This is a genomic window from Mycolicibacterium smegmatis (assembly GCF_001457595.1).
Taxonomy (GTDB): Bacteria; Actinomycetota; Actinomycetes; order Mycobacteriales; family Mycobacteriaceae; genus Mycobacterium; species Mycobacterium smegmatis.
This window is the reverse complement of record NZ_LN831039.1, coordinates 3,294,195-3,319,229: the sequence shown is the minus strand read 5'-3', so window position 1 is coordinate 3,319,229 and position 25,035 is coordinate 3,294,195. Positions and strand designations below refer to the sequence as shown.

General features: G+C 68.1%; 23 protein-coding genes. 8 read left to right on the top strand and 15 right to left on the bottom strand.

Annotation, left to right across the window (positions count from 1 at the left end; translation table 11 throughout):
* Window positions 1-215 precede the first annotated feature (215 nt).
* The gene (locus AT701_RS35060) at window positions 216-449 is read left to right on the top strand and encodes a hypothetical protein (protein WP_029104326.1); all 234 of its coding nucleotides are present in this window, start codon (window positions 216-218) and stop codon (window positions 447-449) included.
* A gap of 4 nt (window positions 450-453) precedes the next feature.
* On the opposite strand, the gene AT701_RS15935 is transcribed toward AT701_RS35060, so the two are convergent.
* Both AT701_RS15935 and AT701_RS15930 read right to left on the bottom strand, forming a co-directional pair.
* On the bottom strand, window positions 454-855 hold the full coding sequence (locus AT701_RS15935) for an SRPBCC family protein (protein WP_011728875.1): 402 nt from the start codon (window positions 853-855) through the stop codon (window positions 454-456).
* Window positions 856-875: 20 nt separating this feature from the next.
* Window positions 876-1,265: a MerR family transcriptional regulator gene (locus AT701_RS15930; RefSeq protein ID WP_011728874.1), complete on the bottom strand. Its 390-nt coding sequence runs from the start codon at window positions 1,263-1,265 to the stop codon at window positions 876-878.
* Between the two features lie 57 nt (window positions 1,266-1,322).
* Here AT701_RS15930 and AT701_RS15925 point away from each other — a divergent pair, with 57 nt between their 5' ends.
* Window positions 1,323-1,775 carry a PPOX class F420-dependent oxidoreductase gene (locus tag AT701_RS15925; protein WP_058126183.1) on the top strand — a complete coding sequence of 151 codons (453 nt, stop codon included), beginning with the start codon at window positions 1,323-1,325 and terminating at the stop codon, window positions 1,773-1,775.
* Between the two features lie 22 nt (window positions 1,776-1,797).
* Here AT701_RS15925 and dnaE read toward each other — a convergent pair whose 3' ends face one another.
* The 5 genes from dnaE to lspA all read right to left on the bottom strand — a co-directional run bounded on the left by dnaE (window position 1,798) and on the right by lspA (window position 8,730).
* Entirely contained in the window at window positions 1,798-5,352 is a 3,555-nt protein-coding gene (dnaE, locus tag AT701_RS15920; protein WP_011728872.1) for a DNA polymerase III subunit alpha, read from the bottom strand.
* Between the two features lie 82 nt (window positions 5,353-5,434).
* Complete coding sequence (locus AT701_RS15915; RefSeq protein WP_058126182.1) at window positions 5,435-6,079, bottom strand: TetR/AcrR family transcriptional regulator; 645 nt, start codon at window positions 6,077-6,079, stop codon at window positions 5,435-5,437.
* A gap of 136 nt (window positions 6,080-6,215) precedes the next feature.
* Complete coding sequence (rarD, locus tag AT701_RS15910; RefSeq protein ID WP_014877598.1) at window positions 6,216-7,106, bottom strand: EamA family transporter RarD; 891 nt, start codon at window positions 7,104-7,106, stop codon at window positions 6,216-6,218.
* Window positions 7,107-7,126: 20 nt separating this feature from the next.
* Window positions 7,127-8,041: an RluA family pseudouridine synthase gene (locus AT701_RS15905; protein WP_413232157.1), complete on the bottom strand. Its 915-nt coding sequence runs from the start codon at window positions 8,039-8,041 to the stop codon at window positions 7,127-7,129.
* A gap of 14 nt (window positions 8,042-8,055) precedes the next feature.
* Window positions 8,056-8,730, bottom strand: coding sequence for a signal peptidase II (lspA, locus tag AT701_RS15900; protein ID WP_223495573.1), 675 nt, complete (start codon window positions 8,728-8,730; stop codon window positions 8,056-8,058).
* Window positions 8,731-8,805: 75 nt separating this feature from the next.
* On the opposite strand from lspA, the gene AT701_RS15895 reads away from it, so the two are divergent.
* Both AT701_RS15895 and AT701_RS15890 read left to right on the top strand, forming a co-directional pair.
* On the top strand, window positions 8,806-9,768 hold the full coding sequence (locus tag AT701_RS15895; protein ID WP_011728867.1) for an asparaginase: 963 nt from the start codon (window positions 8,806-8,808) through the stop codon (window positions 9,766-9,768).
* A 31-nt stretch (window positions 9,769-9,799) separates the two neighbouring features.
* The gene (locus AT701_RS15890; RefSeq protein WP_058126180.1) at window positions 9,800-10,288 is read left to right on the top strand and encodes a hypothetical protein; all 489 of its coding nucleotides are present in this window, start codon (window positions 9,800-9,802) and stop codon (window positions 10,286-10,288) included.
* On the opposite strand, the gene AT701_RS15885 is transcribed toward AT701_RS15890, so the two are convergent.
* Window positions 10,270-11,661: a DNA polymerase IV gene (locus tag AT701_RS15885; protein WP_058126179.1), complete on the bottom strand. Its 1,392-nt coding sequence runs from the start codon at window positions 11,659-11,661 to the stop codon at window positions 10,270-10,272. The two genes, AT701_RS15890 and AT701_RS15885, sit on opposite strands and share 19 nt — an antisense overlap.
* Before the next feature lie 33 nt (window positions 11,662-11,694).
* Here AT701_RS15885 and AT701_RS15880 point away from each other — a divergent pair, with 33 nt between their 5' ends.
* Window positions 11,695-11,913, top strand: coding sequence for an RNA-binding S4 domain-containing protein (locus AT701_RS15880; protein ID WP_011728864.1), 219 nt, complete (start codon window positions 11,695-11,697; stop codon window positions 11,911-11,913).
* A gap of 54 nt (window positions 11,914-11,967) precedes the next feature.
* Here the strand turns inward: AT701_RS15880 and ileS are convergent, their stop codons facing one another.
* Both ileS and AT701_RS15870 read right to left on the bottom strand, forming a co-directional pair.
* Window positions 11,968-15,090: an isoleucine--tRNA ligase gene (gene ileS, locus AT701_RS15875; protein WP_058126178.1), complete on the bottom strand. Its 3,123-nt coding sequence runs from the start codon at window positions 15,088-15,090 to the stop codon at window positions 11,968-11,970.
* A gap of 272 nt (window positions 15,091-15,362) precedes the next feature.
* Entirely contained in the window at window positions 15,363-15,956 is a 594-nt protein-coding gene (locus AT701_RS15870; RefSeq protein ID WP_058126177.1) for a hypothetical protein, read from the bottom strand.
* Window positions 15,957-16,100: 144 nt separating this feature from the next.
* On the opposite strand from AT701_RS15870, the gene AT701_RS15865 reads away from it, so the two are divergent.
* Both AT701_RS15865 and AT701_RS15860 read left to right on the top strand, forming a co-directional pair.
* Window positions 16,101-16,457, top strand: a complete 357-nt coding sequence (locus AT701_RS15865) for a hypothetical protein (RefSeq protein WP_029104108.1) — start codon at window positions 16,101-16,103, stop codon at window positions 16,455-16,457.
* A gap of 41 nt (window positions 16,458-16,498) precedes the next feature.
* Entirely contained in the window at window positions 16,499-17,230 is a 732-nt protein-coding gene (locus AT701_RS15860; protein ID WP_003894553.1) for a hypothetical protein, read from the top strand.
* Between the two features lie 45 nt (window positions 17,231-17,275).
* On the opposite strand, the gene lipL is transcribed toward AT701_RS15860, so the two are convergent.
* The 5 genes from lipL to mutA form a co-directional block, all read right to left on the bottom strand.
* Complete coding sequence (gene lipL, locus AT701_RS15855; protein WP_058126176.1) at window positions 17,276-18,541, bottom strand: esterase/beta-lactamase LipL; 1,266 nt, start codon at window positions 18,539-18,541, stop codon at window positions 17,276-17,278.
* A gap of 75 nt (window positions 18,542-18,616) precedes the next feature.
* The gene (locus AT701_RS15850; RefSeq protein WP_058126175.1) at window positions 18,617-18,964 is read right to left on the bottom strand and encodes a DUF4333 domain-containing protein; all 348 of its coding nucleotides are present in this window, start codon (window positions 18,962-18,964) and stop codon (window positions 18,617-18,619) included.
* Window positions 18,965-19,017: 53 nt separating this feature from the next.
* Window positions 19,018-19,995, bottom strand: a complete 978-nt coding sequence (gene meaB, locus AT701_RS15845) for a methylmalonyl Co-A mutase-associated GTPase MeaB (protein ID WP_011728859.1) — start codon at window positions 19,993-19,995, stop codon at window positions 19,018-19,020.
* A gap of 7 nt (window positions 19,996-20,002) precedes the next feature.
* A complete protein-coding gene (gene scpA, locus AT701_RS15840; RefSeq protein WP_011728858.1) occupies window positions 20,003-22,258 on the bottom strand; it encodes a methylmalonyl-CoA mutase in 2,256 nt (751 codons plus the stop codon).
* Window position 22,259: 1 nt separating this feature from the next.
* Window positions 22,260-24,137, bottom strand: a complete 1,878-nt coding sequence (gene mutA, locus AT701_RS15835) for a methylmalonyl-CoA mutase small subunit (protein ID WP_174519593.1) — start codon at window positions 24,135-24,137, stop codon at window positions 22,260-22,262.
* Window positions 24,138-24,287: 150 nt separating this feature from the next.
* Between mutA and AT701_RS15830 the strand changes: the two genes are divergently transcribed.
* A complete protein-coding gene (locus AT701_RS15830; RefSeq protein ID WP_011728856.1) occupies window positions 24,288-25,025 on the top strand; it encodes a TVP38/TMEM64 family protein in 738 nt (245 codons plus the stop codon).
* Window positions 25,026-25,035 lie beyond the last annotated feature (10 nt).

The window sequence follows — 25,035 nt, the reverse complement described above, 5'->3', positions numbered from 1 at the left end:
GGATTTCCCTGAAATGAGGTGAGCAGAGACACCTTAGGGTACCGGCCGGGCGCACGCCAGTTCGGCGCCGCAGGCCGCGGGGACGGGTGTGGTCGCAGAGGTTTGAACTCGCCGGTCAGGGGCACAAATATCGGCATGACGTGCCGGTCGAACCGGAGGCCCACATCCGGTGTTTCGGGTAGCCGAAATCTATCTTGCGAGCTATCGTGGTGGCTATGACAGCAGCCGGGAACTTTCGCCTCGCCGGGTCCCGGACCGAACGCGAGATCAGCGTCGCCGGGGTGCCGTGGCCTGCGTACAAGCTGATCGCACTCGCCGTGGGTGCCGTCGTCCTTCTTGTGGTCGCCGCCGTGACGATGACCGCGAGCACAGCGGTGCTCTCGGCCGCCGCGGCCGCCACCGTCACCTGGCTGGCGCTCGGGACGTCCTCACGCACGTCCCGCCGCTGAGCGCTCACCGCTCCAGCAGTGCGCGCAGCCTCTCCAGATCGGCCTCCACGGCGGCCACGTCGGCGTCGAACTGCTCGTCGGTCATGCCGGCCCGCTGCCGCACCGTGAACACCACCTCGCACCGCGACTCGTTCTCACCGGCGGGAACCACCCGCAGCGGGTTGTAGACCCGCTCCCCCGACGGCAACTCGACCACATGGTCCAGCACGCCGTGGGTGTTGGCCGGGGTGAAGCTCACCCGCACGATCCCCATCGGGGAATCGGCGATCCAGCCCTCTGCCGTCAACCGCAGCCCACCCTGCGCCAAACCCGCTGCCCACCTTGGCCATTCGCCCGGGTCCGACGCGAACACGTAGACCGCGTCCGGCGGTGCCTCGATCCAGACACTGACGTGTCGGCTGCGCATGTCCTTCAGCGTAGGCGTCATCAGGCAGGGACGGTGCGGTGGATTCCGCAGGTGCACTCATCGATCGACGGGCACGTGCACTGCATTCCCCATTCGACGATGCTGCGGGCGCGTGCCAGCGATGCGATCTGGGCGTCGATCTCGGCGAGTTTGGCCTCCGCGAGGGCGCGGGCCACCGGTCGCCCGGGTGTGTCGTCGTCCATGAGCACCGCGATCTCGTCGAGTGAGAACCCCGCGGCCTTGCACAGCCGGATCACCTCGAGCCGCACCAGGATCGCCTCGTCGTAGCGCCGTCGCCCGCCGATGCGTTCGGGCGCCGGGAGCAGGCCGAGTTTCTCGTAGTACCGCAGTGCCGTAGGCGCGACGCCCGCCCGACGGGCGACTTCGCCGATCGTCAGGTGCGCGGCCATCTGCAGTCTCCTGATCATGCTTGACTTAGAGCCAACTCTAAGTTGTTCACTCGGGGTATGCCACAGACAGAACATGCACTCGACGCGCTACGTCGATCCCGTTACGCCCTGCTTCGCAGCCGCCGCCGCGACGGCACCGCCGTCGACACCCCCATCTGGTTCGTACTGCAGGGCCGAACACTGTTCTTCCGCACCAAGATCGGGCCCAAGACCAAACGTCTCGCCGCGCGTCCCGAGGTCACCCTCACCCCGTGCGATCACCGCGGCCGCGTCACCGATCCCGTCCGATTCGGCGGGCGCGCCACAGTTCTCGCCGACGATGAGGCGCAGCGGGCCAACCGCACGCTGCACCAACGTTACGGCTGGCAGTGGAACATCGTGCCGCTGTTGAAGATCCCAGGTGTCACCAATGTGCACCGCAACCTTCCGCTGCGCGAGAAGCTGCGCCGCGCCCGCGACCGAAACCTGTGGCACGACAGCGCAATCGTGCGCATCGACCTCGACGCGTAGGCGCAGATCCCCGGCGAAAAAGTCAGCCGAGGCAGCCGGGGCCGAGCAGCGCCTTGAGATCGCCCATCAACGCCGATGACGGGGTCACGCGCAGCGATTGGTCGAGCTCGAGCGTGGTGATCCGCTCACCGCTGATCAACCGCAGGTGGACCTGCGACGTGCCGGGGTGGTTGGCGAGCACCTGCTTGAGCGCGGTGACCTTGTCGATGGTGCACTGCCGGGTGGGAAGGCTGACCGACAACGGACGATCGGCCTGCGCACTGCTGAAGTCGGGCACGATCAACTCGTGGGCGATCAGCGCGATCCGGTCGTCACGTGCGGCCACCTTGGCCTTGACGAGCACCACGACGTCGTCGGCGATGTCGGCGCCGAACAGCGAGTAGGTCTGCGGGAAGAACAGCACCTCGATACCACCGGTGAGGTCCTCCAACTGGGCCGACGCCCACGGCAGACCGTTCTTGTTGACGCGGCGGTTGACCGAGGCCAGGATGCCGCCGACCAGCACCTGCGCGTCGTTGGCGACGTCGCCGTCGAGGATCGCCGGGATCTGGGTGTCGACCTGGTTGGCCAGCAGGTGCGCGACGCCGTTGAGCGGGTGCCCGGACACGTAGAGGCCGAGCATCTCGCGTTCGAGTGCGAGTTTGTGCTTGTCCTCCCACTCCTCGTCGGGGACCTTGATGGTGAACACCGCGTCGGTGCCGGTGTCCTCGCCGCCCCCGAACAGGTCGAACTGCCCCATCGCCTCGGCCTTCTTGGTGCCCAGCACCGAGTCGACGGCGTCGGTGTGCACCAGGAACAGGCCCTTGCGCGGATGGCCCAGCGAATCGAAGGCGCCTGCCTTGATCAGCGATTCGGTGACCTTCTTGTTGCAGGCCGTGATGTCGATCTTGTTCAGGTAGTCCGAGAAGTCGGTGAACTTGCCCTTCTCGGTGCGGGTCTTGATCAGTGACGAGACGACGTTGGCGCCGACGTTGCGGATGGCGCCGAGGCCGAAGCGGATGTCGTCGCCGACCGAGGCGAAGTTGTGTTCGGACTCGTTGACGTCCGGCGGCAGCACCGTGATGCCCAGGCGCCGGCAGTCCGCCAGGTAGACCGCGGCCTTGTCCTTGTCGTCACCGACCGAGGTGAGCAGGCCTGCCATGTACTCGGCCGGATAGTTGGCCTTGAGGTAGGCCGTCCAGTACGACACCAGGCCGTAGCCCGCGGCGTGCGACTTGTTGAACGCGTAACCGGCGAACGGGAGGATCGTGTCCCACAGCGCCTTGACCGCACCCTCGGAGAACCCGTTGGCGGTCATGCCTTCCTTGAAGCCCTTGTACTCGGCCTCGAGCACCTCAAGCTTCTTCTTGCCCATGGCTTTTCGCAGCGCGTCGGCCTTACCCATGGTGTAGGAGGCGACCTTCTGCGCGATGAACATGATCTGCTCTTGGTAGACGATCAGGCCGTAGGTCTCGGCCAGGATGTCCTTGAGCGGTTCTTCGAGCTCGGGGTGGATGGGCTTGATGGGCTGCCGGCCGTTCTTGCGGTCGGCGTAGTCGTTGTGGGCGTTCATGCCCATCGGACCGGGGCGGTACAGCGCGAGCACCGCGACGATGTCGTTGAAGCCCGTGGGCTGCATGCGCCGCAGCAGGTCACGCATGGGCCCGCCGTCGAGCTGGAACACGCCGAGGGTGTCACCGCGCGAGAGCAGTTCGTAGGCCGCCGGGTCGTCGAGCGGCAGCGTCTCCAGGTCCAGGTCGATGCCTCGGTTGGCCTTGATGTTGGCGATGGCGTCGCCGATGATCGTGAGGTTGCGCAGGCCCAGGAAGTCCATCTTCAGCAGGCCGATGGCCTCACACGACGGATAATCCCAGCCGGTGATGATCGCGCCGTCCTGCGGACGCTTCCACAGCGGGATCGCGTCGATGAGCGGTTCGGAGCTCATGATCACCGCGCAGGCGTGCACACCCGCGTTGCGGACCAGGCCTTCGAGACCGCGCGCGGTCTCGTAGATGGTGCGCACGTCCGGATCGGTGTCGATCAGACCGCGGACCTCGGCGGCCTCCTTGTACCGCTCGTGGTTCGGGTCGGTGATGCCCGAGAGCGGGATGTCCTTGGCCATGATGGGCGGCGGCAGCGCCTTGGTGATCCGGTCGGCGATCGCGAAGCCGGGCTGGCCGAAGTTCACGCGGGCCGAATCCTTCAGCGCCGCCTTGGTCTTGATGGTGCCGAACGTGATGACCTGTGCGACGCGCTCGCTCCCCCACCTGTTGGCGGCGTAGCGCAGCATCTCGCCGCGGCGACGGTCGTCGAAGTCGATGTCGATATCGGGCGCGGACGGGCGCTCCGGGTTCAGGAAGCGCTCGAACAGCAGACCGTGCGGGATCGGGTCGATGTTGGTGATCCCGAGGGCGTACGCGACGAGCGATCCCGCCGCCGAACCACGACCGGGCCCCACGCGGATGCCCACCGAACGCGCGTAGTTGATCAGGTCGGCGACGATGAGGAAGTACGACGGGAATCCCTTGTCGCAGATGACCTTGATCTCGTACTCGGCGCGCGTGGTGTACTCCTCGGGCACCGGGCCACCGCGGAACCGCCGCTCCAGACCGGCCTTCACCTCGTGGGTGAGCCACGACGCCTGATCGTGCCCTTCGGGCACCGGGAACACCGGCATGCGGTCACGGGGTTCCCACACGTCGGCGTAGGACTGCACCCGCTCGCCGATCAGCAGCGTCGAATCGCACGCGCCGGGCACCTGGCTGTCCCACAGCGCCCGCATCTCCTCGGCGGACTTGAGGAAGTAGCCGTCACCGTCGAACTTGAACCGCGTGGGATCCGAGAGGGTCTTGCCCGTCTGCACACACAGCAGCGCCTCGTGGTTGCGTGCGGCCTCACGCGTGACGTAGTGACAGTCGTTGGTGGCCAGCGGCGGGATGCCGAGCTTGCGGCCGATCTCCAGCAGGCCCTCGCGGACCCGGCGCTCGATGTCGAGACCGTGGTCCATCAGTTCGAGGAAGAAGTTCTCCGGGCCGAAGATCTCGCGCCACTTCGCCGCGGCTTCGAGCGCCTCGCGCTCGTGGCCGAGGCGCAGGCGGGTCTGGACCTCGCCCGACGGGCAGCCGGTGGTGGCGATGATGCCCTCGGCGTGCTCGGCGATGATCTCGGCGTCCATACGCGACCACTTGCCCAGCTGCCCCTCGAACGACGCCAGCGAGGACAGCTTGAACAGGTTGCGCAGGCCCGTCGCGTTCTCGGCGACCATCGTCATGTGCGTGTACGCACCGCTGCCGGAGACGTCGTCGCCCTTCTGGCCCGGGTCGCCCCATGTGACGCGCTTGGTGTCGAACCGGGAACCGGGCGCGATGTAGGCCTCGATCCCGATGATGGGTTTGATGCCGGCCTTGGTCGCCGAGTTGTAGAACTCGCTGGCGCCGAACATGTTCCCGTGGTCGGTCATGCCGATGGCAGGCATCTCCAACCGCTGCGCCTCGGCCAGCATGGGCGTGATCTTCGCGGCGCCGTCCAGCATCGAGTACTCAGTGTGGTTATGCAGGTGGACAAAAGACCCCGAGGACCGTCCGTCTGTGCCGCTCATAGGTCAGCCAGTCTATTGGCCCCCACCGACACTCTCGGGCGTGTCGCGTTCGCGTGTTTTCCGGCCGGCTTTCATTCGCGTGTCACGACGCCTGCCGCGACTCGGTCAGCAATCCGCCTGCGATGGCCGATTCGAGTTGCTTGGTTATCAGTTTGGGATCCGACGTCCCGCCGTATCCGAGGCACAGACCCGCACCCCACACCATGGCGTGCAGCAATTGCGCGACGGGTGCGGGATCGGTGTGCGCGGGCAGGGCGCCGCCTGCGATGGCGTCGCCGACCACGTCGTCGAGGAAATCCCGGATCGCGGTGGCGATACCGTTGGGCAGCGCGGGATTTCGCCCCGCCTCGAGCCGGGCGTTGACCAGGAACTGGCACAGGCAAGGGTCCGCGCTCCACGCATCGGCCATCGCGTCGAGCAGGGCGCATACCCGCTCGAGCGGGTCTTCCTGCTGTTTTGCCGCGGCGAGGCATTCCTGGACGATGGCGTTGCCCTCGTGGACCAGCGCGTGGAACAGCTCGTCCCTGGTTGCGAAGTAGTAGTTGAGGGTCGGCCGGCTCAGGCCGGAGCGCTTGGCGATCCCCTGGAAGGTGAGCGCGGCGAAACCGCGTTCGTTGATGAGCTCGCACCCCACCCGCAAGATGTGCATTCGCGTCTGCGCCGAATCGGCGCCCACCGGCCGGCCAGGAGCGCGGCGCAGCGGCCGTGGTTGCCCAGCTTCGGTCATGGGCGAACGCTATGGCATAGCTATTGCATCGTCAACTATCTGCTGTGGCAAACGACGCTATCCGAAGTGCGCTAACACACGCTGACGCGGCCGTCAAGATCAAAACCTGCCACGGTCTGACGGCGGCGGCACGGATTCACGGCAGGGTCGGCTGCGTCTGTGCGGCGTCGGCGACCGCATCGCTGCGCCGGTTGCGCAGCGTGCCGATCGTCATGACGGCCAGGGCCGTCCAGATCAGCGCGAAACCGATCCAGCGCCCCAACGGCATGGGCTCGTGCCCGATGAACACGCCCCACAGCATCTGCAGTGCGGGGTTGAGATAGAACAGCAGGCCCATCATCACCATGGTCAGCCGCTGCGCTGCCGCGGCGAACAGCAACAGCGGAACCGCGGTCACCACGCCGGACAGCACCATCAGCACCGGATGCCAGGGACTCTCGGCGATGAAGTGCCCGCGTCCGAGCACCTCGAGGACGATCACGTACCCGCCTGCCACGGGCAGCGCCAGCAGGGTCTCGACCGCGACGCTCACGCGCGGATCGGCCTGCACCACCTTCTTCACCAGGCCGTACACACCGAACGACACGGCCAATACGACCGCGATGTAGGGCGGCTCACCGACCTCGACGGTCAGGACCGCCACGGCGATCACGGCGAGCGCGAGCGACACGGCCTGCCACCGGTTGATGCGCTCGCGGAAGATGATCACCCCCAGCGCGACGCTCACGAGCGGATTGATGAAGTAACCCAGCGCGGCGTCGACGACGTGACCGGAGGTGACGGCGAATATGTAGGTGCCCCAGTTGATCGAGATCAGCGCCGACGCCGCGAGCAACTGCAACCAGGTGCGCAGCGACAGCCTGCGCAGATCCCCGAGCCTGCGGGCGAAAGCGAGCACCAGCATCAGGAACACCGTGCTCCAGACGATGCGGTGTGCCACCACCTCCAGCGGGCCCGCGGGCAGCAGCAGGAGGAAGAAGCCGGGACACAGGCCCCACCAGATGTAGGCGCCTGCACCGTAGAGCACTCCGGTGCGGTTCGAGCCGCTCACAGTGCGTGCCGGCGCAGAAGGTCGAGCGCATTCTGCAGATCGTCGGGATAGGGGCTGGTGATCTCGACCCGTCGTCCGTCGGCGGGATGCGCGAAGGCCAGCGAGCGCGCGTGCAGCCACTGCCGTTCCAGGCCGAGGCGCTTGGCGAGCGTCGGATCGGCGCCGTAGGTGAGGTCACCGCAGCACGGATGGTGCAGCGCCGAGAAGTGCACACGGATCTGGTGGGTGCGCCCGGTCTCCAACTCGATGTCGAGCAGGCTCGCGGCCGGGAACATCTCCAGCGTGTCGTAGTGGGTGACGCTGTGGCGCCCGCCCTCGACGACCGCGAACTTCCAGTCGTGTCCGCGGTGCCGCCCGATCGGGGCGTCGATGGTGCCGCTCGACGGATCGGGATGGCCCTGCACCAGCGCGTGATAGCGCTTCTCGACGGTGCGCTGCTTGAAGGCACGCTTGAGCACGGTGTAGGCGCGCTCGGACAGCGCGACGACCATCACGCCCGACGTGCCGACGTCCAGGCGGTGCACGATGCCCTGCCGTTCGTGGATGCCCGAGGTGCTGATGCGGAACCCCGCGGCCGCCAGACCGCCGAGGACGGTGGGTCCGTGCCAGCCGACCGTGGCATGCGCCGCGACACCCGGCGGTTTGTCGACGGCGACGATGTCGGCATCCGAGTACAGGATGTTCATGCCCTCGATGTCGACCGGCGTGTTCTCGACCGGTTTGGGCGCCTCGGGAAGCCGCACCTCCAGCCAGGCGCCCGCGACCAGCTTGTCCGACTTGGCCGCGGGTGCGCCGTCGAGTTCGACCGCGCCCTCCTCTGCCAGGGTCGCCACGACCGTGCGGGACAACCCGAGCAGCCGGGACAGCCCGGCGTCGACACGCATTCCGGCCAGTCCTTCGGGGACCGGCATCGACCGGGTGTCCACTATGACGGCTCGGCCTGGTGGCCGACGGTCTTCGATTCCTCGGCGGCGTCCTCGGGCCCCACGGGTCCGGCCGGTTTGTCCGGGCCGTCCGCCGCCGGTGCCTCCGGTGTGCTGTCCGACGCGCCTGCCGACGGCTCGGCGTCCTCGCCGGGGCGGCGCCTGCCGACCGTGTCGAAGTCGAACCCGAACAGCGACAGCGCGACCAGCAGGATCGCGCCACCCACCACCGACGGATCGGCGACGTTGAACACGGGCCACCAGCCCACCGAGAAGAAGTCGACGACGTGACCGCGCAGCGGGCCGGGTGACCGGAAGAACCGGTCGACGAGGTTGCCGGTGGCGCCGCCCAGGATCAACCCGAGCCCCAGCGCCCACCAGGGCGAGACCAGCCGCCTGCCCATCCAGATGATGCCGATGACGACGCCCGTCGCGACGAGCGTGAGCACCCAGGTGTATCCGGTCGCCATGGAGAACGCGGCACCCGAGTTGCGCACGAGCGTCCACGTCACGGTGTCGCCGATGATCGACACCGGCTGGCCGGGGGTCAACAGGCGCACCGCGAGCACCTTGGTCACCACGTCGAGGAACAGCACGACGGCGGCGACCGTCAACAACAGACGGAGTCGCCGCTTGGGCTGCGCGGGGGATTCGGCATCCCCGGGTGCGTCGGTCACCGGCTCAGCCGGGCCTGACGTTTCATCAGTCACTCGACCATCATCCCAAAGTGCCGGTGCGGGACAATCTCGACCGTGAACCCGTCCGCACAAGTCGTCCTCATCACCACCGGTGGCACCATATCCACGAGCACCGACAACGCGGGCGTCCGGCGCCCGACCAGGCGCGGAGCGCAGCTGACGGCGGCTTTGACCGCCCCGACGGCGCCCACGGTGAGTGTGGTCGATCTCATGACCACCGACAGCTCACACCTGACCCCGTCGGACTGGGACGCGATCCGTGAGGCCGTCGCGAAGGCCACCGACGGCCCCGGCGGGCCCGACGGTGTGGTGATCACGCACGGCACCGACAGCCTGGAGGAGACCGCGCTGTGGCTCGAGCTCACCCACACCGGTGACACCCCGGTCGTGATCACGGGCGCGCAGCGCAGCTCGGACGCGCCCGAGGCCGACGGGCCGCGCAATCTCGCCGACGCGATCGCGGTCGCGGCGTCCCCGGACGCCCGCGGACTCGGCGTGCTGGTGTGCTTCGCCGGCACGGTGCGCGCACCGCTCGGGTTGCACAAGCGGCACACGCAGGAACTCGACGCGTTCTCGGGCACGGCGCTCGGCACGGTGGCCGACGGCACTGTGGAGCTCACCGAGGACAAGACGCGACCTGTGCTCGGTGCGCTGTCGGCGGCCGCGGCACCGCGGGTCGACATCGTGGCCGGGTATCCCGGCGCCGATGCCGCGGCGCTCGACGCGTGCGTCGCGGCCGGGGCGCGCGGGGTGGTGCTGGAGGCCATGGGGTCGGGCAACCTCGGCGCGGCGCTCACCGAGGGTGTCGAACGCCATCTGCGTGCCGGTGTCGAGATCGTGGTGTCGACGCGGGTGCCGGGCGGCGTCATCGCACCGGACTACGGACCGGGACGCCGGCTGGCCGACGCGGGCGCCGTGGTGGCGCCTCGTCTGCGCCCGCCGCAGGCGCGGGTGCTGCTGATGGCCGCGCTCGCCGCGCAGCGGCCCGTGCGCGAGGTTTTCTCCTCATGGGGTTGACACGTGCGGCCCGATCGGAAACGTTGGAAACATGCTGCACCGCTTCGCAATTCTCGCCGCGGTCGGCGTGCTGGGGGTGGGTCTGATCCTTGCCGGGGGTGTCGCGGGGGCACCGTCCGCACTGGCCGAACCGCCGCCGGGCGCCGACGCGATCGACTCCTATCCGCTGGCCGAGGGCAATTTCACCTCACCGACGGACTTCTACCACGTCTTCTTCAAGACTCCAGACGGGCGACACTGCGGCATCGGCCCCAACGGCGGTCCGATCGGGTGCGACGCGGTGCCCGCCGACGCGCCGCCCGGCACGAACCAGACCGTGGTGGAGTACGGCGGCACACCCGCGGTGTACCGGTTCTCCGAGACCCCGACGTTCACCCGCGACGTCGACGTGCTGCCGGAAGGACACCGGCTCACCAACTGGGGCGCCACGTGCGGCGTCGGGTACCAGGGCACCGTCACGTGCCGCGGCTACGGCGGCCACGGGTTCGTCCTGGCCGCCAACTACGGCGTGCTCTGGTAGTCGGCCAGGCTGCTGAGGTATTCGGCCCAGTCGAGGCTGTCGACCGGATCGGCGCGGCTGACCTCGGGACTGTCTTCGGGGAACGTGCGCGCTGGCCCCGGTCCCGACGCGCGGGTCTCGAAACGCACGGTCATCACACCGTGACCGGCGCCCTGGACCCAGCCGTGACCGAGTTCTGTGTGCACCACGTCGTCGCCCACACGCCACTGCGTGGTCGGTGACGACGGTCCGGTCTGCACGGATTCGACCTGCGGCGCCGCGTCGGGAAACTCCTCGGGTTGTTCCAGGTCCGGGAACAGCGACTCCTGCCGGATATCCGACAGGCCGGAAAACCCAACGCCCACAAGGCGTATCGGTCCGATCTCGACGGGATCCAGCAGGAGCCTGCGCGCCGTGCCGATCAGCGTCGACGCCTCGGTGGTGGCGTACGCCAGCGTGGCCGACCGCGTGAGCGTGCTCATGTCGGACTTCTTGAGCTTGACCGTGACGGTGCGGGCGCCGCGACCGTCCTTCTCCAGGCGTCGGTGCGCGTGTTCGCCGATGGGGACGATGGCGTCCTGCAGTTGTGCCAGCGTCGTGAGGTCTTCCGGGAACGTGGATTCCGCGCTGATCTGCTTGGCCTCGGCGCGCTCGGCCACCGGGCGGTCGTCGATCCCGCGCGCCAGACGGTGCAACGCGGGCCCGATCGTGGAGCCCAGCACGTTGGCGGCCTCGGCCTCGGTCAGCGCCGCGAACGCGCCGATGGTCTCGATGCCGATGCGGTGCAGGCGGTCCTCGGCCACCGGGCCGATGCCCCACAGCTTGCGCACCGGCAGACCGTGCAGCAGCACGGCCTCCTCCTCGCGGCGCACCACCCGGATACCGTCGGGCTTGGCCAGACCCGAGGCGATCTTGGCGATCTGTTTACCCGAGCCCGCGCCGACCGAGGCAACCAGGCCGGTGTGCTCGAGTACCTTGGCGCGCAACCGCTCACAGAACGCCTCGACGTCGGCCGCCTCGGCGCCTGCCAGCTCGGACGGTTCACCGAAGGCCTCGTCGAACGACAGCTGTTCGAGGACGGGTACCACGCTGCGCACGGTGTCGAGCGCGCGCCGGCTCGCGACGCCGTAGACGGCGCCGCGCGGCGGCAGCACCACCGCGGGCGCCCCGACGAGCCTGCGGGCCTGGTGCATCGGCATGGCCGAACGGGCGCCGTAGCGGCGGGCCTCGTAGCTGGCGCCCGCGACCACACCACGTCCCCCGAGACCACCCACCAGGACCGGGCGCCCGCGCAGCGTGGGCCTGGTCAGCTGCTCGACGGATGCGAAGAACGCGTCCATGTCCAGATGCAGGACCCATCTGCGGCTCGCGGTCCGAGCGACGGTGCCCTCCATACCTGCAGATGCTAAAGGGCTACTCTGACCAGCATGAAGCCGGACGACGTGCCGATCCGCGACGAGTCCATCCGCCTGGGTCAGTTCCTGAAGCTGGCCGCGCTGATCGACACCGGGGCCGACGCCAAGGCCGTGATCGCCGACGGTCAGGTGACCGTCAACGGTGAGGTCGAACTCAGGCGTGGCCGTCAACTGCATGCCGGCGACGAGGTCGCGCTCGGATCTCGCTCGGCGCGCGTCACCCACGAGTGAGCCGGGCCGGCAGGTCCGGTCAGCTCACCCGCGGTCGCATCGCACCCGGTCGGATCAGATCTTCGCAATCTCGACCCGCACGCCGTCGCCGATCTCCGCACCGTCGGTCACCTCGGCGAATTCGAAACTGGTCGCGAGGATCTCGCCTGCGATGAGATCGCGGTGCGTGCGTGCCCACTGCTCGTGTTCGGCGGGCACCGAGATGCGTACCGAGATGCGGTCCGACACCTCCAGGCCGGTCGACTTCCGCAGTTCCTGCAGTTCACGGATGCGGTCCTTGGCCCAGCCCTCGGCCTCGAGCTCCTCGGTCACCGTGCCGTCGAGGACCACCAGACCCGCACCGTCGGGCAGCGCCGCGGTCCATTCCGGGTCGGCCGCAACCAGCTTGGAGGTGTACTCCTCGGGTTGCAGCACCACAGGGCCCGCGGTGAGCGTGCCGTCGGGGTTGACCACGCCCTCCCCCGCCTTGACGGCCTTGATCGCGGCCTGCACGTCCTTGCCGATGCGCGGCCCGGCGACCCGGGCGTTGACCGCGAGCTCGAAGCGCCCGTAGGCGGGCACGTCGTCGCTGAGCTCGACGGCCTTGACGTTGAGCTCGTCGGCGATCAGGTCGGCGAACGGCCGCAGACTGTCCGGATCCTGCACGGCGACGGTGAGTTTCGGCAACGGCAGGCGCACACGCAGCTTCTTGGCCTTGCGCAGCGACGAGCCGACCGAGCACACCTCGCGTACCTGGTCCATCGCGGCCACCAGGTCCGGATCCTTCGGCAGTACATCGGCTTCCGGCCAGTCGGTCAGGTGCACCGAGCGCTCCCCCGTCAGACCCCGCCAGATCACCTCGGTGGCCAGCGGCAGCAGCGGAGCGGCCAGCCGGCACGTCACCTCCAGCACCGTGTGCAGCGTGTCGATGGCCTCGGGATCCTCGTCCCAGAACCGCGAACGTGACCGCCGCACATACCAGTTCGTCAGCGACTCGGCGAACTGGCGCAGCTCGTCGCACGCGCCCGAAATGTCGCAGACATCCAGCGCGGACGTGAGATCGTCACGCAGCTGCGCGAGCTTGGCCAGGATGTAGCGGTCCAGCACATTCTTCGAGTCGGTGCGCCACGTGCCCTTCTCCGGCGCGTACAGCGCGAGGAAGCTGTAGGCGTTCCACAGCGGCAGCAGCACCTGGCGCACCCCCTCGCGGATGCCCTGTTCGGTGACGATGAGGTTGCCGCCGCGCAGGATCGGCGAGGCCATGAGGAACCAGCGCATGGCGTCGGAGCCGTCGCGGTCGAACACCTCGGAGACATCCGGATAGTTGCGCAGCGACTTGCTCATCTTCTGGCCGTCGTTGCCCAGCACGATGCCGTGCGACACGCACGTCTTGAACGCGGGCTTGTCGAACAGCGCGGTGGCCAGCACGTGCAGCGTGTAGAACCAGCCGCGCGTCTGCCCGATGTACTCGACGATGAAATCGCCTGGGAAATGGGCTTCTTCGCCGGAAGCGCCGTCGAACCACTCGCGGTTCTCGAACGGGTAGTGCACCTGCGCGTACGGCATGGAACCGGAGTCGAACCATACGTCGAGCACGTCCTCGATACGCCGCATGGTCGACTTGCCGGTCGGATCGTCGGGATTCGGCCGGGTGAGCTGATCGATGAACGGGCGGTGCAGGTTGTCGGGGCGGACGCCGAAGTCGCGTTCCAGCTCGTCGAGGGAGCCGTAGACGTCGATGCGCGGGTAGGCCGGATCGTCGGACTTCCACACCGGGATCGGCGTGCCCCAGTAGCGGTTTCGTGAGATCGACCAGTCGCGGGCACCCTGCAGCCACTTGCCGAACTGGCCGTCCTTGACGTGCTCGGGGTACCAGGTGATCTGCTGGTTGAGTTCGACCATGCGGTCACGGAACTCGGTGACCCGCACGAACCACGACGACACCGCGCGGTAGATCAGCGGGTTGCGGCACCGCCAGCAGTGCGGATACGAGTGCTCGTAGGTCTCGTGCCGCAGCACCACCGCGCCGTTGGCGCCCGCGGATCCGTCGCCGTTCTTGAGGTCACGGATGATCTGCGGGTTCGCCTCGAACACGTGCTGGCCCACATAGTCGGGCACCGATTCGTCGAACCGGCCCTTGGAGTCCACCGGCGTGACCGCGACGATGTCCGCGGCGTCCGCGGTGGCCTTGTCGTCCTCGCCGTAGGCGGGTGCCATGTGCACGATGCCGGTGCCATCCTCGGTGCTGACGAAGTCACCGGCGAGCACCTGGAACGCGTTGGCCGAACCCATGAAGTACGGGAACGGCGGCACGTAGTGGGTGCCCAGCAGGTCGCGGCCCGTGAAGGTCGCGAGCACCTTGGGCTCCTCGCCGAGTTCCCTGGCGTACGCACCGAGACGTGCCTCGGCCAGCAGGTAGCGGCGCCCGTCGGCGCCCTCGACGTGGACGTAGGTGATGTCGGGGCCGACGGCCACGGCCTGGTTGGACGGCAGCGTCCACGGTGTGGTGGTCCAGATCAGCAGGTAGCTGTCCGTCAGCGGTCCCTCGTCGATGCGGAACCCGACGGTCAGCGCCGGGTCCTGTCTGCTCTGGTAGACGTCGTCGTCCATGCGCAGTTCGTGGCTGGACAGCGGGGTCTCGTCGTTCCAGCAGTAGGGCAGCACGCGGTTGCCCTCGTAGGCCAGCCCCTTGTCCCACAGCTGCTTGAACGCCCAGATCACCGACTCCATGAACGGCAGGTCGAGTGTCTTGTAGTCGTTGTCGAAGTCCACCCAGCGGGCCTGCCGGGTGACGTACGCCTGCCATTCGTTGGTGTACTTGAGCACCGACGCACGGCACGCGTCGTTGAACTTCTCGATGCCCATCTCTTCGATCTGGGACTTGTCGGTGATGTCGAGCTGGCGCTGCACCTCGAGTTCGGCGGGCAGACCGTGGGTGTCCCAACCGAACCGGCGCTCCACCTTGTATCCGCGCATCGTGCGGTAGCGGGGAACGATGTCCTTGACATAGCCGGTCAGCAGGTGGCCGTAGTGCGGCAGACCGTTGGCGAACGGCGGGCCGTCGTAGAAGACGTACTCCTCAGCGCCCTCGCGCCGCTCGACGCTGGCGCGGAAGGTGTCGTCCTTCGCCCAGTAGTCGAGCACCTCGAGCTCCCGCTCGGGGAAGTTCGGTGCGGCCGGCTTGGGATAGGCGGTCACTGAATTCGTCTCCTGTGCCCGTGTCGCGGTTTCCGCGACAGAAACCTGATGTCCGAGGCACGGGGACGACACGTCGCGCCGGTGCGCGAGCGCCGCGGTACCACCCCGCTTGCGCGCACGATGTGCACGCCGCTCAACTCATGGGCGATCACGGGCCCACCCGTTCGGTTCTACTGGGCTTGTCAGCTGTTCTTCCGAAGGCTCCCCGGTGATGGCCGGATCAGCGCCGATGCACTGATTCTAGTGAGTGGTGCAAATCGGTCCGAAACGCCCTACCCGGACGTGACCTCGATCAGCGCGAGCGGGAACTGTTCGGAGAGTTCCTCCACGGTGTAGCGGTCGAAATTGCGCGTGTCGTAGGCCCAGTCGATGCGCAGATGCGAGTCGCCGGAATGGTCGACGTGCACGCACAGGCCGTACTCCCCGACCGTCGCGACGCCGTCGGTGTTGATCCGCAGGGACACGTCGGCGCGCGGATGGGCCTCGGCCGTGCTGACCGTTGCCCGGGCGGTGGCGAGCAGTTCGGCGCCCGACAGCTCGCGGCGCGACACGCACGGGACCACGACGCGGCGCGCGGCGGACTGCGCGCCGCCGTCCACGCTGTCCGATCCGGCGCTGTCCAGGTCGACGGCCAGCAGACCCTCGCCCATCGTGCGGGCGACGGCACGGCCGAGCGCGGCCAGCACGATCTCCTCGGTGGTGCAGCCGAGGGACTCGCGTGCACCGTCGAGTTCGGCGGCGAGCACACCGCCGAGGGACGTCGACATCATCGACGTGTCGGCGGGGCCGGCCGGCCCGGCGGCGTTGTGATCAGCAATCCAGCTGCGCGCACCCGTCGTGCCGCCGGCCAACAGAGGAGTAGCCATGCGTCAACGTTAGCTAATCTGTCCCAGATTTGGGAGACCTGTGCCAAAAGTCTGACACGGTTGTCAATTAAGAAACTGTTTCGCGGCCCGGCTTTGCGGCAACGATCGTCGCCAATCGGCCGAAAACGGGTTTATTGTGTGGTGGTGCCACGCACTGACGAGAACGGCCGCCAGCTGAAGGCCTTGCTCGATTACCTGTTGGACGGTGATATCGACGCCAAGGCGATCTACACCGCCCTTGGCGTGTCGAGCAGCACCTATTACCGCCGTATCAAGGAACCCGACTACCCGAACGCCGAGGAACTGCGGCAGGTCGCCGATCGGTTCAATCTCAGCTACCCCGATCTCCAGGTCCGGTTCGGCCTCATGAGCCGCCAGGAGGTCTGGCACTACGTGGAGTCGTCCCAGGTGATGGTGGCGCCGGTCGAGACCGCCACCCGTGTGAGCCGGCCCAAGAAACTCTCCGAGCTGTCCCCGCGTCCCGACGCGCCTCCCCTGTAGTCCACGTTGCTGGCAAGCATTACCCGCCGAGGCGAACTCTGATGTCCATAGCAATACTCATCGCGATCACGCTGATCTGCATCGCGTGGAGCTTGTGGATTCGACGTGTCACGTGGACCTGCCGCTGGGAGGTCGCCGCGACGATGAACGTCGCGCTGCAGGGCCTCGCGGTGTTGCTGATGTCTCCGTTCGCCTCCGAGACCATCGGCCAGTTCCTGTACAACCTGACCGGCAAGTGGAACCTCGAGGACTACATCGGCCACGACTGCTACATCGTCGCGGCATCGGCGGTGGTGTACAACGCGCTGGGCCGCCTGCAGGACGACCACTCGATGCAGCAATCGTTCAAGCAGTACGTCGAACGCCCCGCCACGCTCTGTATCCCGCTTCTGCTCGCGGCGTTCTCGCTGGGGAACGGTGCCGCGGTGTACCGCCCCGATTTCTTCCAGGTGCCCACCGATCTGTGGCTGGGCGTCTATTGGACGATTCTGTGCGCCATCCTGATCTATTTGCTGGCGTACGGGGCCCGGGCGATCTTGATTTTGCGCCGCGATCCCCGCTCCCGGCGAATCGCCAATATTTATCTGGTTGCCTCGGTCAGCGGAATCATCGCCTGTGTGGTGCGTCTGGTGACGACATTTCTGCCGGATTTGCAACCGGTCGAGAATGGCAGGCTGGTCTGGATCTTCGCGTGCATCTGCGGAGCGGTCTTCGCACTCGCGTCGGCACATTCATGGCGCATCAAGACCCGCTGGCTCACGCCGTCCCGGTGACGCCGGGCCACTCGCGGTAACCCGCGCCGACTCGCGGTCGGTCGGCTATCCCGCGACCGGCTTGGACAACTCGTACGGCGCGGCCCCCAGGTCGGGCACCGGCTCGAAGCCCCGCCTGCGTGCGCGGGCCAGGTCGTTGCGGATCACGGCGTGCAGGCCGACGAAGGCGCCCATGTCGAACACCATGGGCGTCAGCAACCGGTTGTGCACGAAACCCACCGCGAGGCCGCTGGCCGGGTCGGCCCAGCCGACCGAACCGCCGAGCCCGACGTGCCCGAAGCCCGCCATGACCCCGAACGGCACCGAGTGGTATCCGAGGTGGAAGGCCAGCGGCACACCGATGTTGCGGTCGGGGCTCAGGCTGCGGCGACCACTCAGGCCGGCGACGGTGGCCGCGGACAGGAACTCCTCGCCCGCGAACCGGCCGCCGTTGGCGATGGCCCCATACACCTTGGCCAGCCCGCGCGCGGTCGCGACGCCGTTGGCGGCGGGGATCTCGGCGTCGAGGAACGGCGTATCGCCCTGCACGAGCGACATCACGCCGGGGCAGTACGTGGAGCCGAAGAACCCGGAGAACTCCAGGGCCGCGAACCTGGGCGCCAGGAAGTCGAAGACGTGGTTGGGCCAGGTGCGCTGCGGCCCCAGGATCTGGGCGGCCCGCGTCGGCGCCCCAACCGGAGGCCTGCCGAGATGGATGCCGTCGGTGTTCAGCGGCTCGGCCAGTTCGGTCCGGAACAGCTCCCGCATGCCCTGCCCGGTGACCGCACGCACCAGGCCGGACATCAACCAGCCGTAGGTCAGCGCGTGATACGCCGACTTCCCGTAGAGGTGGCGGTTCACCGAGGCCTCGGCGATGCGGGCCTCCATAACACGGTGGTCGAGCATGTCGGCCTTGCTGACCCCGTTGAGCTGGCTCAGCCCGGCGCGATGCTGCATGACCTCGCGGACCGTGATGTGGGCCTTGCCGTTGGCCGCGAACTCCGGCCAGTAGGCACTCACCGGGGTGTCGTAGTCGATCAGGCCGCGGTCGGCCAGGCGGTGGATGACGGTCGAGGCCAGACCCTTGGTCGCCGAGAAGACCATCGCCCCGGTGTCAGCGGTCCAGTACTCGGTGCCGGCCCGGTCGGAGTATCCCGTCCAGACGTCGACGAGTGGCTGCCCGTCCTGATAGACCGCGAGCGCTCCCCCGCCGAACCGGCGGCCCGGGAAGAGCCGCGAGAAAGCGCGGGCCGTGCAGGCGAAGTTCGGATCCGCCGCGCCTTGTACGCCGTGTGGGAGTGCCGCGTCGCGCTCCCGGTTGTGACCGGACACACATCAAACTTACCAACCGCGCTGGCAAATGTTCGATGTGTTACCTATCTGTTAACCAAGGCGCGGCCAGTAATGTCATTCGATGGGCTTGTCATCGACCTTGAAATCGATGCTGACCCGGGCATCCGCGCCGCGCCCCTCGATTCCGTCCACCCTTGCCGTGACCCCGATCCTCGTACCGTCCTTGGCTGTCAGCACACACCGTTGTGTAGCACCGACTTCCCCGACGATGCCGTCCTCGCAAATCACAGACTTGGCTTTCCGCTTCGCGGCGGCTTCGAGTTTTTCCTTCGCAAGGGTCTGCAGCTTGGCCTTGGCAACCGTCGGCTGGCTACCACCCGCCGCCTCGCCACCGCATGCCCCGAGCAGTAGCGTGGCAACTGTCCCGGCAACGACCAGACCTACACGGGACCTGACATCCATCGGGAGAGCTCACTTTCTGGTGCCGATTTGTTGAGGGGCGTGATCAGGTTGAGTCACTGCGCGGCGTCGAGGATCTCCTGGGCCGCCAGCGCCGGCGTGAGTTCCCCGAGGCGCACGCGTTGTTCGACGTCGTCGCGGATCCGGCGGACCTCGGGATGGTTCATGACGCGGTCGAGCACAGCGTCGCGCACCATCGACCACGTCCACTCGACCTGCTGCGTCCGGCGCCTGGCCTCGAACTCGCCGGCCTCCTCGAGCACCTCTCGGTGCCGCAGCACGGTCTCCCACAGCTCCGGCAGACCCGTGCCCTCGACCGCGCTCATCGTGAGAACGGGTGGGCGCCAGAGACTTTCACGAGGATAGATCAGCCTGATCGCGCCGGAGAGCTCACGCGCGGCGGCCTTGGCCTCCACCGCGTGCTCACCGTCGGCCTTGTTGACCACGATGACGTCGGCGAGTTCGAGGACACCCTTCTTGATGCCCTGCAACTGGTCGCCCGTGCGGGCCAGTGTCAGGAACACGAACGTGTCGACCATGCCCGCGACCGTCACCTCGGACTGCCCCACTCCGACCGTCTCGACCAGGATGACGTCGTAACCGGCCGCTTCGAGCAGCACGATGGTCTCGCGCGTCGCCTTGGCCACACCGCCCAGCGTGCCCGACGTCGGCGACGGCCGGATATACGCGTCGGGATGCACCGCGAGCCGCGCCATCCGGGTCTTGTCGCCGAGGATCGAGCCACCGGTGCGCGTCGACGACGGATCCACGGCGAGCACCGCGACGCGGTGCCCGGCCTCGATGAGGTGCATGCCGAGCGCCTCGATCGTGGTGGATTTGCCGACGCCGGGTACGCCCGTGATCCCGACGTGCATGGCCGAGCCGGCCTCGGGCATCAGATCCAGCAGCAGCTGCTGGGCCTGCTCCCGATGGTCGGCGCGGGTGGACTCGACCAGCGTGATGGCACGCGCCAGGGCGGAGCGGTCGCCGTCGCGGATGGACTGTGCGAGCTCGTGGACGTTGACGGCCTTCACCCGGGGCCTAGCTCAGCTCGTAGCCGAGGCGCTCCGCGAGCTTGTGCAACAGCCCGATCGCGGCGTCGGCGATCACGGTGCCGGGCGGGAAGATCGCCGTAGCGCCCGCGGCGTACAGCTCATCGAAGTCGCCCGGCGGGATCACGCCGCCCACAACGATCATGATGTCGGGCCGTCCCACCTCGGCCAGCGCGTCGCGCAGGGCAGGCACCAGCGTCAGGTGTCCCGCGGCCAGCGACGACACACCGACCACGTGCACGTCGTTGTCGGCGGCCTGGCGGGCCACCTCCTCCGGCGTGGAGAACAGCGAGCCCACGTCGACGTCGAAGCCGATGTCGGCGAACGCGGTCGCGATGACCTTCTGCCCACGGTCGTGCCCGTCCTGGCCCATCTTGGCCACCAGGATGCGGGGCCGACGACCATCGGCCTCGGCGAACTTGTTCACCAGCTCCGTCGCGCTTGCGATGTTGCTGCCCTTTCCGACCTCGTCGCGGTAGACCCCGGAAATCGTACGGATCTCCGCCTGATGGCGGCCGTAAACCTTCTCCAGGGCGTCGGAGATCTCACCGACTGTGGCCTTGGCGCGGGCGGCGTCGATCGCCAGCGCCAGCAGGTTGTTGCCCAGCCCGTCCTCGCCGGCCGGGCCGGATGCCGCTGCGGCGCGGGTCAGTTCGTCGAGCGCGGCCTGCGTGGCGGCCTCGTCCCGTTCGGCGCGCAGCTGCTGCAGTTTGGCGATCTGCTCGGCGCGCACGCGGCTGTTCTCGACCTTGAGGACCTCGATCTCGGTGTCCTCGTCGACCTGGTACTTGTTGACGCCGATCACCGGCTGCGCACCGGAGTCGATGCGCGCCTGCGTGCGTGCGGCGGCCTCCTCGATGCGCAACTTCGGGATGCCCTCGCTGATGGCCTGTGCCATGCCGCCGTGCTCGGCGACCTCCTTGATGTGGGCGCGGGCGCGCTCGGCGAGCTGGTGGGTGAGCCACTCGACGTAGTACGAACCACCCCACGGGTCGATGGGGCGGGTCGTGCCCGACTCCTGCTGCAGCAGAAGCTGCGTGTTGCGCGCGATGCGTGCCGAGAAGTCGGTGGGCAGCGCCAGCGCCTCGTCGAGGGCGTTGGTGTGCAGCGACTGGGTGTGCCCCTGGGTTGCGGCCATCGCCTCGATGCAGGTGCGGGCGACGTTGTTGAAGACGTCCTGCGCGGTCAGCGACCAGCCCGAGGTCTGCGAGTGCGTCCGCAGCGACAAGGACTTCTCGCTCTTCGGCTCGAACTCGGACACCAGCTCGCTCCACAGCAGGCGGCCCGCCCGCAGCTTGGCGACCTCCATGAAGAAGTTCATGCCGATGCCCCAGAAGAACGACAGACGCGGCGCGAACTTGTCGATGTCGAGGCCCGCGTCGAGGCCGGCCTTGATGTACTCGACACCGTCGGCGAGCGTGTAGGCGAGCTCGAGATCGGCTGTCGCCCCGGCCTCCTGGATGTGGTAGCCCGAGATCGAGATCGAGTTGAACTTCGGCATCTTCGCGCTGGTGTAGGCGAAGATGTCGGAGATGATCCGCATCGACTCCTTGGGCGGATAGATGTAGGTGTTGCGGACCATGAACTCTTTGAGGATGTCGTTCTGGATGGTCCCGGCCAGCTTCTCCGGCGGCACACCCTGCTCCTCGGCCGCGACGACGTAGAGCGCCAGGATCGGCAGCACCGCGCCGTTCATCGTCATCGACACCGACACGGTGGACAGGTCGATGCCGTCGAACAGCTGACGCATGTCGAGGATGGAATCGATTGCCACGCCGGCCATTCCGACGTCACCCTGAACGCGCGGATGATCCGAGTCGTAGCCGCGGTGGGTGGCCAGGTCGAAGGCGACCGACAGCCCCTTCTGGCCCGCGGCCAGGTTGCGCCGGTAGAACGCGTTGGATTCGGCGGCCGTGGAGAAACCCGCGTACTGGCGGATGGTCCATGGCTGGTTGACGTACATCGTCGGGTACGGCCCTCGGATGAAGGGGGGCGCACCCGGGAAGCTGTCCAGCGGGTAGCCGGCCTCGACGGCCTCGTCGCGGTCGGCGGCGATGTAGACCGGTTTGACGTCGATGCCCTCGGGCGTGGTCCAGGTCAGCTGATCGGGCGCGTAGCCGTGCGCCGACGCCGCCGCGCTCACCTGCGCGTCGCGGGCCTCGGGTGTGGCCGCCGCTGCGGGCGTCTCGCCCTCCAGGGGTACGTCGGCGAAGCTGCGGATTTCTGATCCGGTTGTTGCGGTCATGTCAGGCCCCCAGTCCGGTGAGCAGGTTCGACAGGACTTCCACGGCGTTGATCTTCGCTGTGAGATATCCGTCGGGTTTCGAATCGGCCTCCGCCACCGCCTTTTCCGGCCCGGCCAGCAGCACGTTCTGGACACCTGCCGCACGTGCGGCGGCGACGGCGGCCGACGCCTCGGTGCCGTATCGCGCATCGGTGCCGCACAGCACCGCGACGGCAGGAGATCCGGCCTCGGTGACCGCGGCGGCGATGCCCGACGCGTCGACGGTGCCCGGGTTGATCGCCTCGATACCGCCGGAAGCCAGCAGGTTCGACGCGAAGGTGGCACGGATGTTGTGCTCGGCCAAGGGCCCGAGCGGTAGCAGCAGCACGCGCGGGCGCGCACCGGTCTTCGCCAGGAACGCGTCGGAGCGGTCACGCAGCGCCTCGAAGCCCGCCGCGTACCGTTCGATCGAGGTCAGAGCCGAATCCCCTTGCGGCAGAGGGGGCTCGGAGAGATTCGGGAACTCGTTGACGCCCGTGATCGCCGTCCGCCGGTGCGCGATGTCGTCGGCGCGGCGCGCGGCCACCTCGGCGATCCGCTCGGCGACATGATCGCGGGCCGCGACGAAACCGCCACGCGCCTCGATGTCCTGGAAGTGCGTCCAGGCCTGCTTCGCGAGCTGCGCGGTGAGATCCTCGACGAACCACGAGCCGCCCGCCGGGTCGAGCACCTGCCCGATATGCGATTCCTCCAGCAGGAGCAGTTGCGTGTTGCGCGCGATGCGGCGCGAGAAGGTGGCCGAAGTCCCCGGGAACCCGTTGGGGATCGCCACATCGAACGGCAGCACCTGGACGGTGTCGGCGCCACCGACACCTGCCGAGAACGCCGCCAGCGTCGTGCGCAGCATGTTCACCCACGGGTCGCGCTGCGTCATCATCGGCAGCGAGGTCACGGCATGGATGGTCGCGGCACCGGCGTCGGCGTCACCCACGACCTCGGCGACACGGGCCCACAACTGCCGCGCCGCGCGCAGCTTGGCGATGGTGTTGAACTGATCGTCGTCGGCGGCATACCGGAAACTGATCTGCCGCAACGCATCCGGCACCGAGAGCCCGCCGTCGACGAGGATGCGCAGGTACTCGACAGCCGCGGCGACCGTCGCCGCGAGCTCCCACGAGGCGCTGGCACCCTTGTTGTGGAAGGCCGGGCCGTCCACCGTGATGGTCCGGACGTGACCGGTGTGCTCGCCGACCTTCTTCGCCACAGCCGCCAGGTCGGCGTCCGTGCCCGCGGCGCGACCCGACAGCGGCGCCGTCAGCGGATCGGCTCCGAAGTCGATCGACAGACGCGAGCGCTGCTCGGCGTCGAAACCGGCCACCAGCGCGAGCACCGCATCGGCCGTGGCGTCCAGATCGTTGCCGGTGTTCTCGAAGATCACCGGCACCAGATCGAGGAAGACACCTTCGAACAGCTGGCTCAGGTCGGCGGGGGCCACACCGCCCTCACCGATCGTGACCGACAGCGCGCTGGCGCCCTCGGTGAGCGCCAGCAGCACCGCACCGTTGTCGAACTTCACATCACCGTCGGCACCACCGTCGGCGCCGAGGGCCGGAAAGCTCTCGACGACCTTCCAGCCCGACTTGACGTCGCGCAGTGCGTCGCCGCCGCGGATGAACGGCCACTGCCCGGGGAGGGCGGGCTCGTCGAGTGCATCGAGCGCCGTGTACAGGGGGCGGACGGCAAAACCTTCGTAGGTCTGCGAATCCAGGTGGCGTTCGGGCTCGGGTCCGAGTTCGGCCGGATCGCGCCGACTGCTCTTCGCCAGCACACCGGCAACCGCTGTTCGCCACTTGTTGCGATCCTCTTCGATCGCACTGGACCCCTGTAAAGACACCCGCATCTCCTGTTGTCGCAGCGTGTGACCTACCCGCTTGCAGATCAGGCTAAATGATCGCCCTCACGCCCCCGACCGCCGGGGCAGCCGAGTTCTGGGCGGCCAGATGCCTCGCCGAAGCGATGTTGTCGCCTTCGCCCCGTAGTCTGGACAACTGTGAAAGCCGTAGTCAGCACACTTCGCAGCATCCGTGCCGCGGTACTGACGACGGCCGCGACCCTCTCGACGCGACGCATCGTGGCGATCCTCGCCGGGATTGTGATTCTCGTCGCAGTGGCGTTGCTGGTTCCCCTTCCGACGGCGATGCAACTGCGTGACTGGGCGACGTCGGTGGGCCCCTGGTTCCCGCTGGCCTTCCTCGGCGCGCACATCCTGGTGACGGTGTTCCCGTTTCCACGCACGGCATTCACCCTCGCCGCCGGTTTGTTGTTCGGTCCCGCCCTCGGCATCGCGATCGCCGTGAGTGCGAGCGCCATCAGCGCGGTACTGGCGCTGCTGTTGATCCGCGCGGCGGGTTGGCAGCTCAGCCGGCTGGTGTCACATCCGCGCATCGACAAGCTCGACGCGCGGCTGCGTCAGCGGGGCTGGCCGGTGATCCTGTCGACGCGGCTGATCCCGGCCGTGCCGTTCTCGGTGCTCAACTACGCGGCGGGCGCTTCGGCGGTGCGGCTCGTGCCGTATGCGCTTGCGACGCTCGTCGGTCTGCTACCCGGCACCGCGGCCGTGGTGATCCTTGGCGACGCGCTCACCGGAAATGTGAGCCCGCTGCTGTTCGTGGTGTCGGCGTGTACCGCGGCGCTCGGCCTCGCGGGTCTGGTGTTCGAGATCCGCAGTCACCGCCGCGAACAGCGCGCCGCGGCGGGCGCCGCCGACACCGCGGCCTCCAATCTCTGACGGTCACCGG

Bases quoted from the DNA above. Each gene is read 5' to 3' on its own strand.
- AT701_RS35060 (WP_029104326.1), top strand. From the start codon at position 216: ATGACAGCAGCCGGGAACTTTCGCCTCGCCGGGTCCCGGACCGAACGC.
- AT701_RS15935 (WP_011728875.1), bottom strand. From the start codon at position 855: ATGCGCAGCCGACACGTCAGTGTCTGGATCGAGGCACCGCCGGACGCG.
- AT701_RS15930 (WP_011728874.1), bottom strand. From the start codon at position 1,265: ATGGCCGCGCACCTGACGATCGGCGAAGTCGCCCGTCGGGCGGGCGTC.
- AT701_RS15925 (WP_058126183.1), top strand. From the start codon at position 1,323: ATGCCACAGACAGAACATGCACTCGACGCGCTACGTCGATCCCGTTAC.
- dnaE (WP_011728872.1), bottom strand. From the start codon at position 5,352: ATGAGCGGCACAGACGGACGGTCCTCGGGGTCTTTTGTCCACCTGCAT.
- AT701_RS15915 (WP_058126182.1), bottom strand. From the start codon at position 6,079: ATGACCGAAGCTGGGCAACCACGGCCGCTGCGCCGCGCTCCTGGCCGG.
- AT701_RS15905 (WP_413232157.1), bottom strand. From the start codon at position 8,041: ATGCCGGTCCCCGAAGGACTGGCCGGAATGCGTGTCGACGCCGGGCTG.
- AT701_RS15890 (WP_058126180.1), top strand. From the start codon at position 9,800: ATGCTGCACCGCTTCGCAATTCTCGCCGCGGTCGGCGTGCTGGGGGTG.
- AT701_RS15885 (WP_058126179.1), bottom strand. From the start codon at position 11,661: ATGGAGGGCACCGTCGCTCGGACCGCGAGCCGCAGATGGGTCCTGCAT.
- AT701_RS15880 (WP_011728864.1), top strand. From the start codon at position 11,695: ATGAAGCCGGACGACGTGCCGATCCGCGACGAGTCCATCCGCCTGGGT.
- AT701_RS15870 (WP_058126177.1), bottom strand. From the start codon at position 15,956: ATGGCTACTCCTCTGTTGGCCGGCGGCACGACGGGTGCGCGCAGCTGG.
- AT701_RS15860 (WP_003894553.1), top strand. From the start codon at position 16,499: ATGTCCATAGCAATACTCATCGCGATCACGCTGATCTGCATCGCGTGG.
- AT701_RS15850 (WP_058126175.1), bottom strand. From the start codon at position 18,964: ATGGATGTCAGGTCCCGTGTAGGTCTGGTCGTTGCCGGGACAGTTGCC.
- scpA (WP_011728858.1), bottom strand. From the start codon at position 22,258: ATGACCGCAACAACCGGATCAGAAATCCGCAGCTTCGCCGACGTACCC.
- mutA (WP_174519593.1), bottom strand. From the start codon at position 24,137: ATGCGGGTGTCTTTACAGGGGTCCAGTGCGATCGAAGAGGATCGCAAC.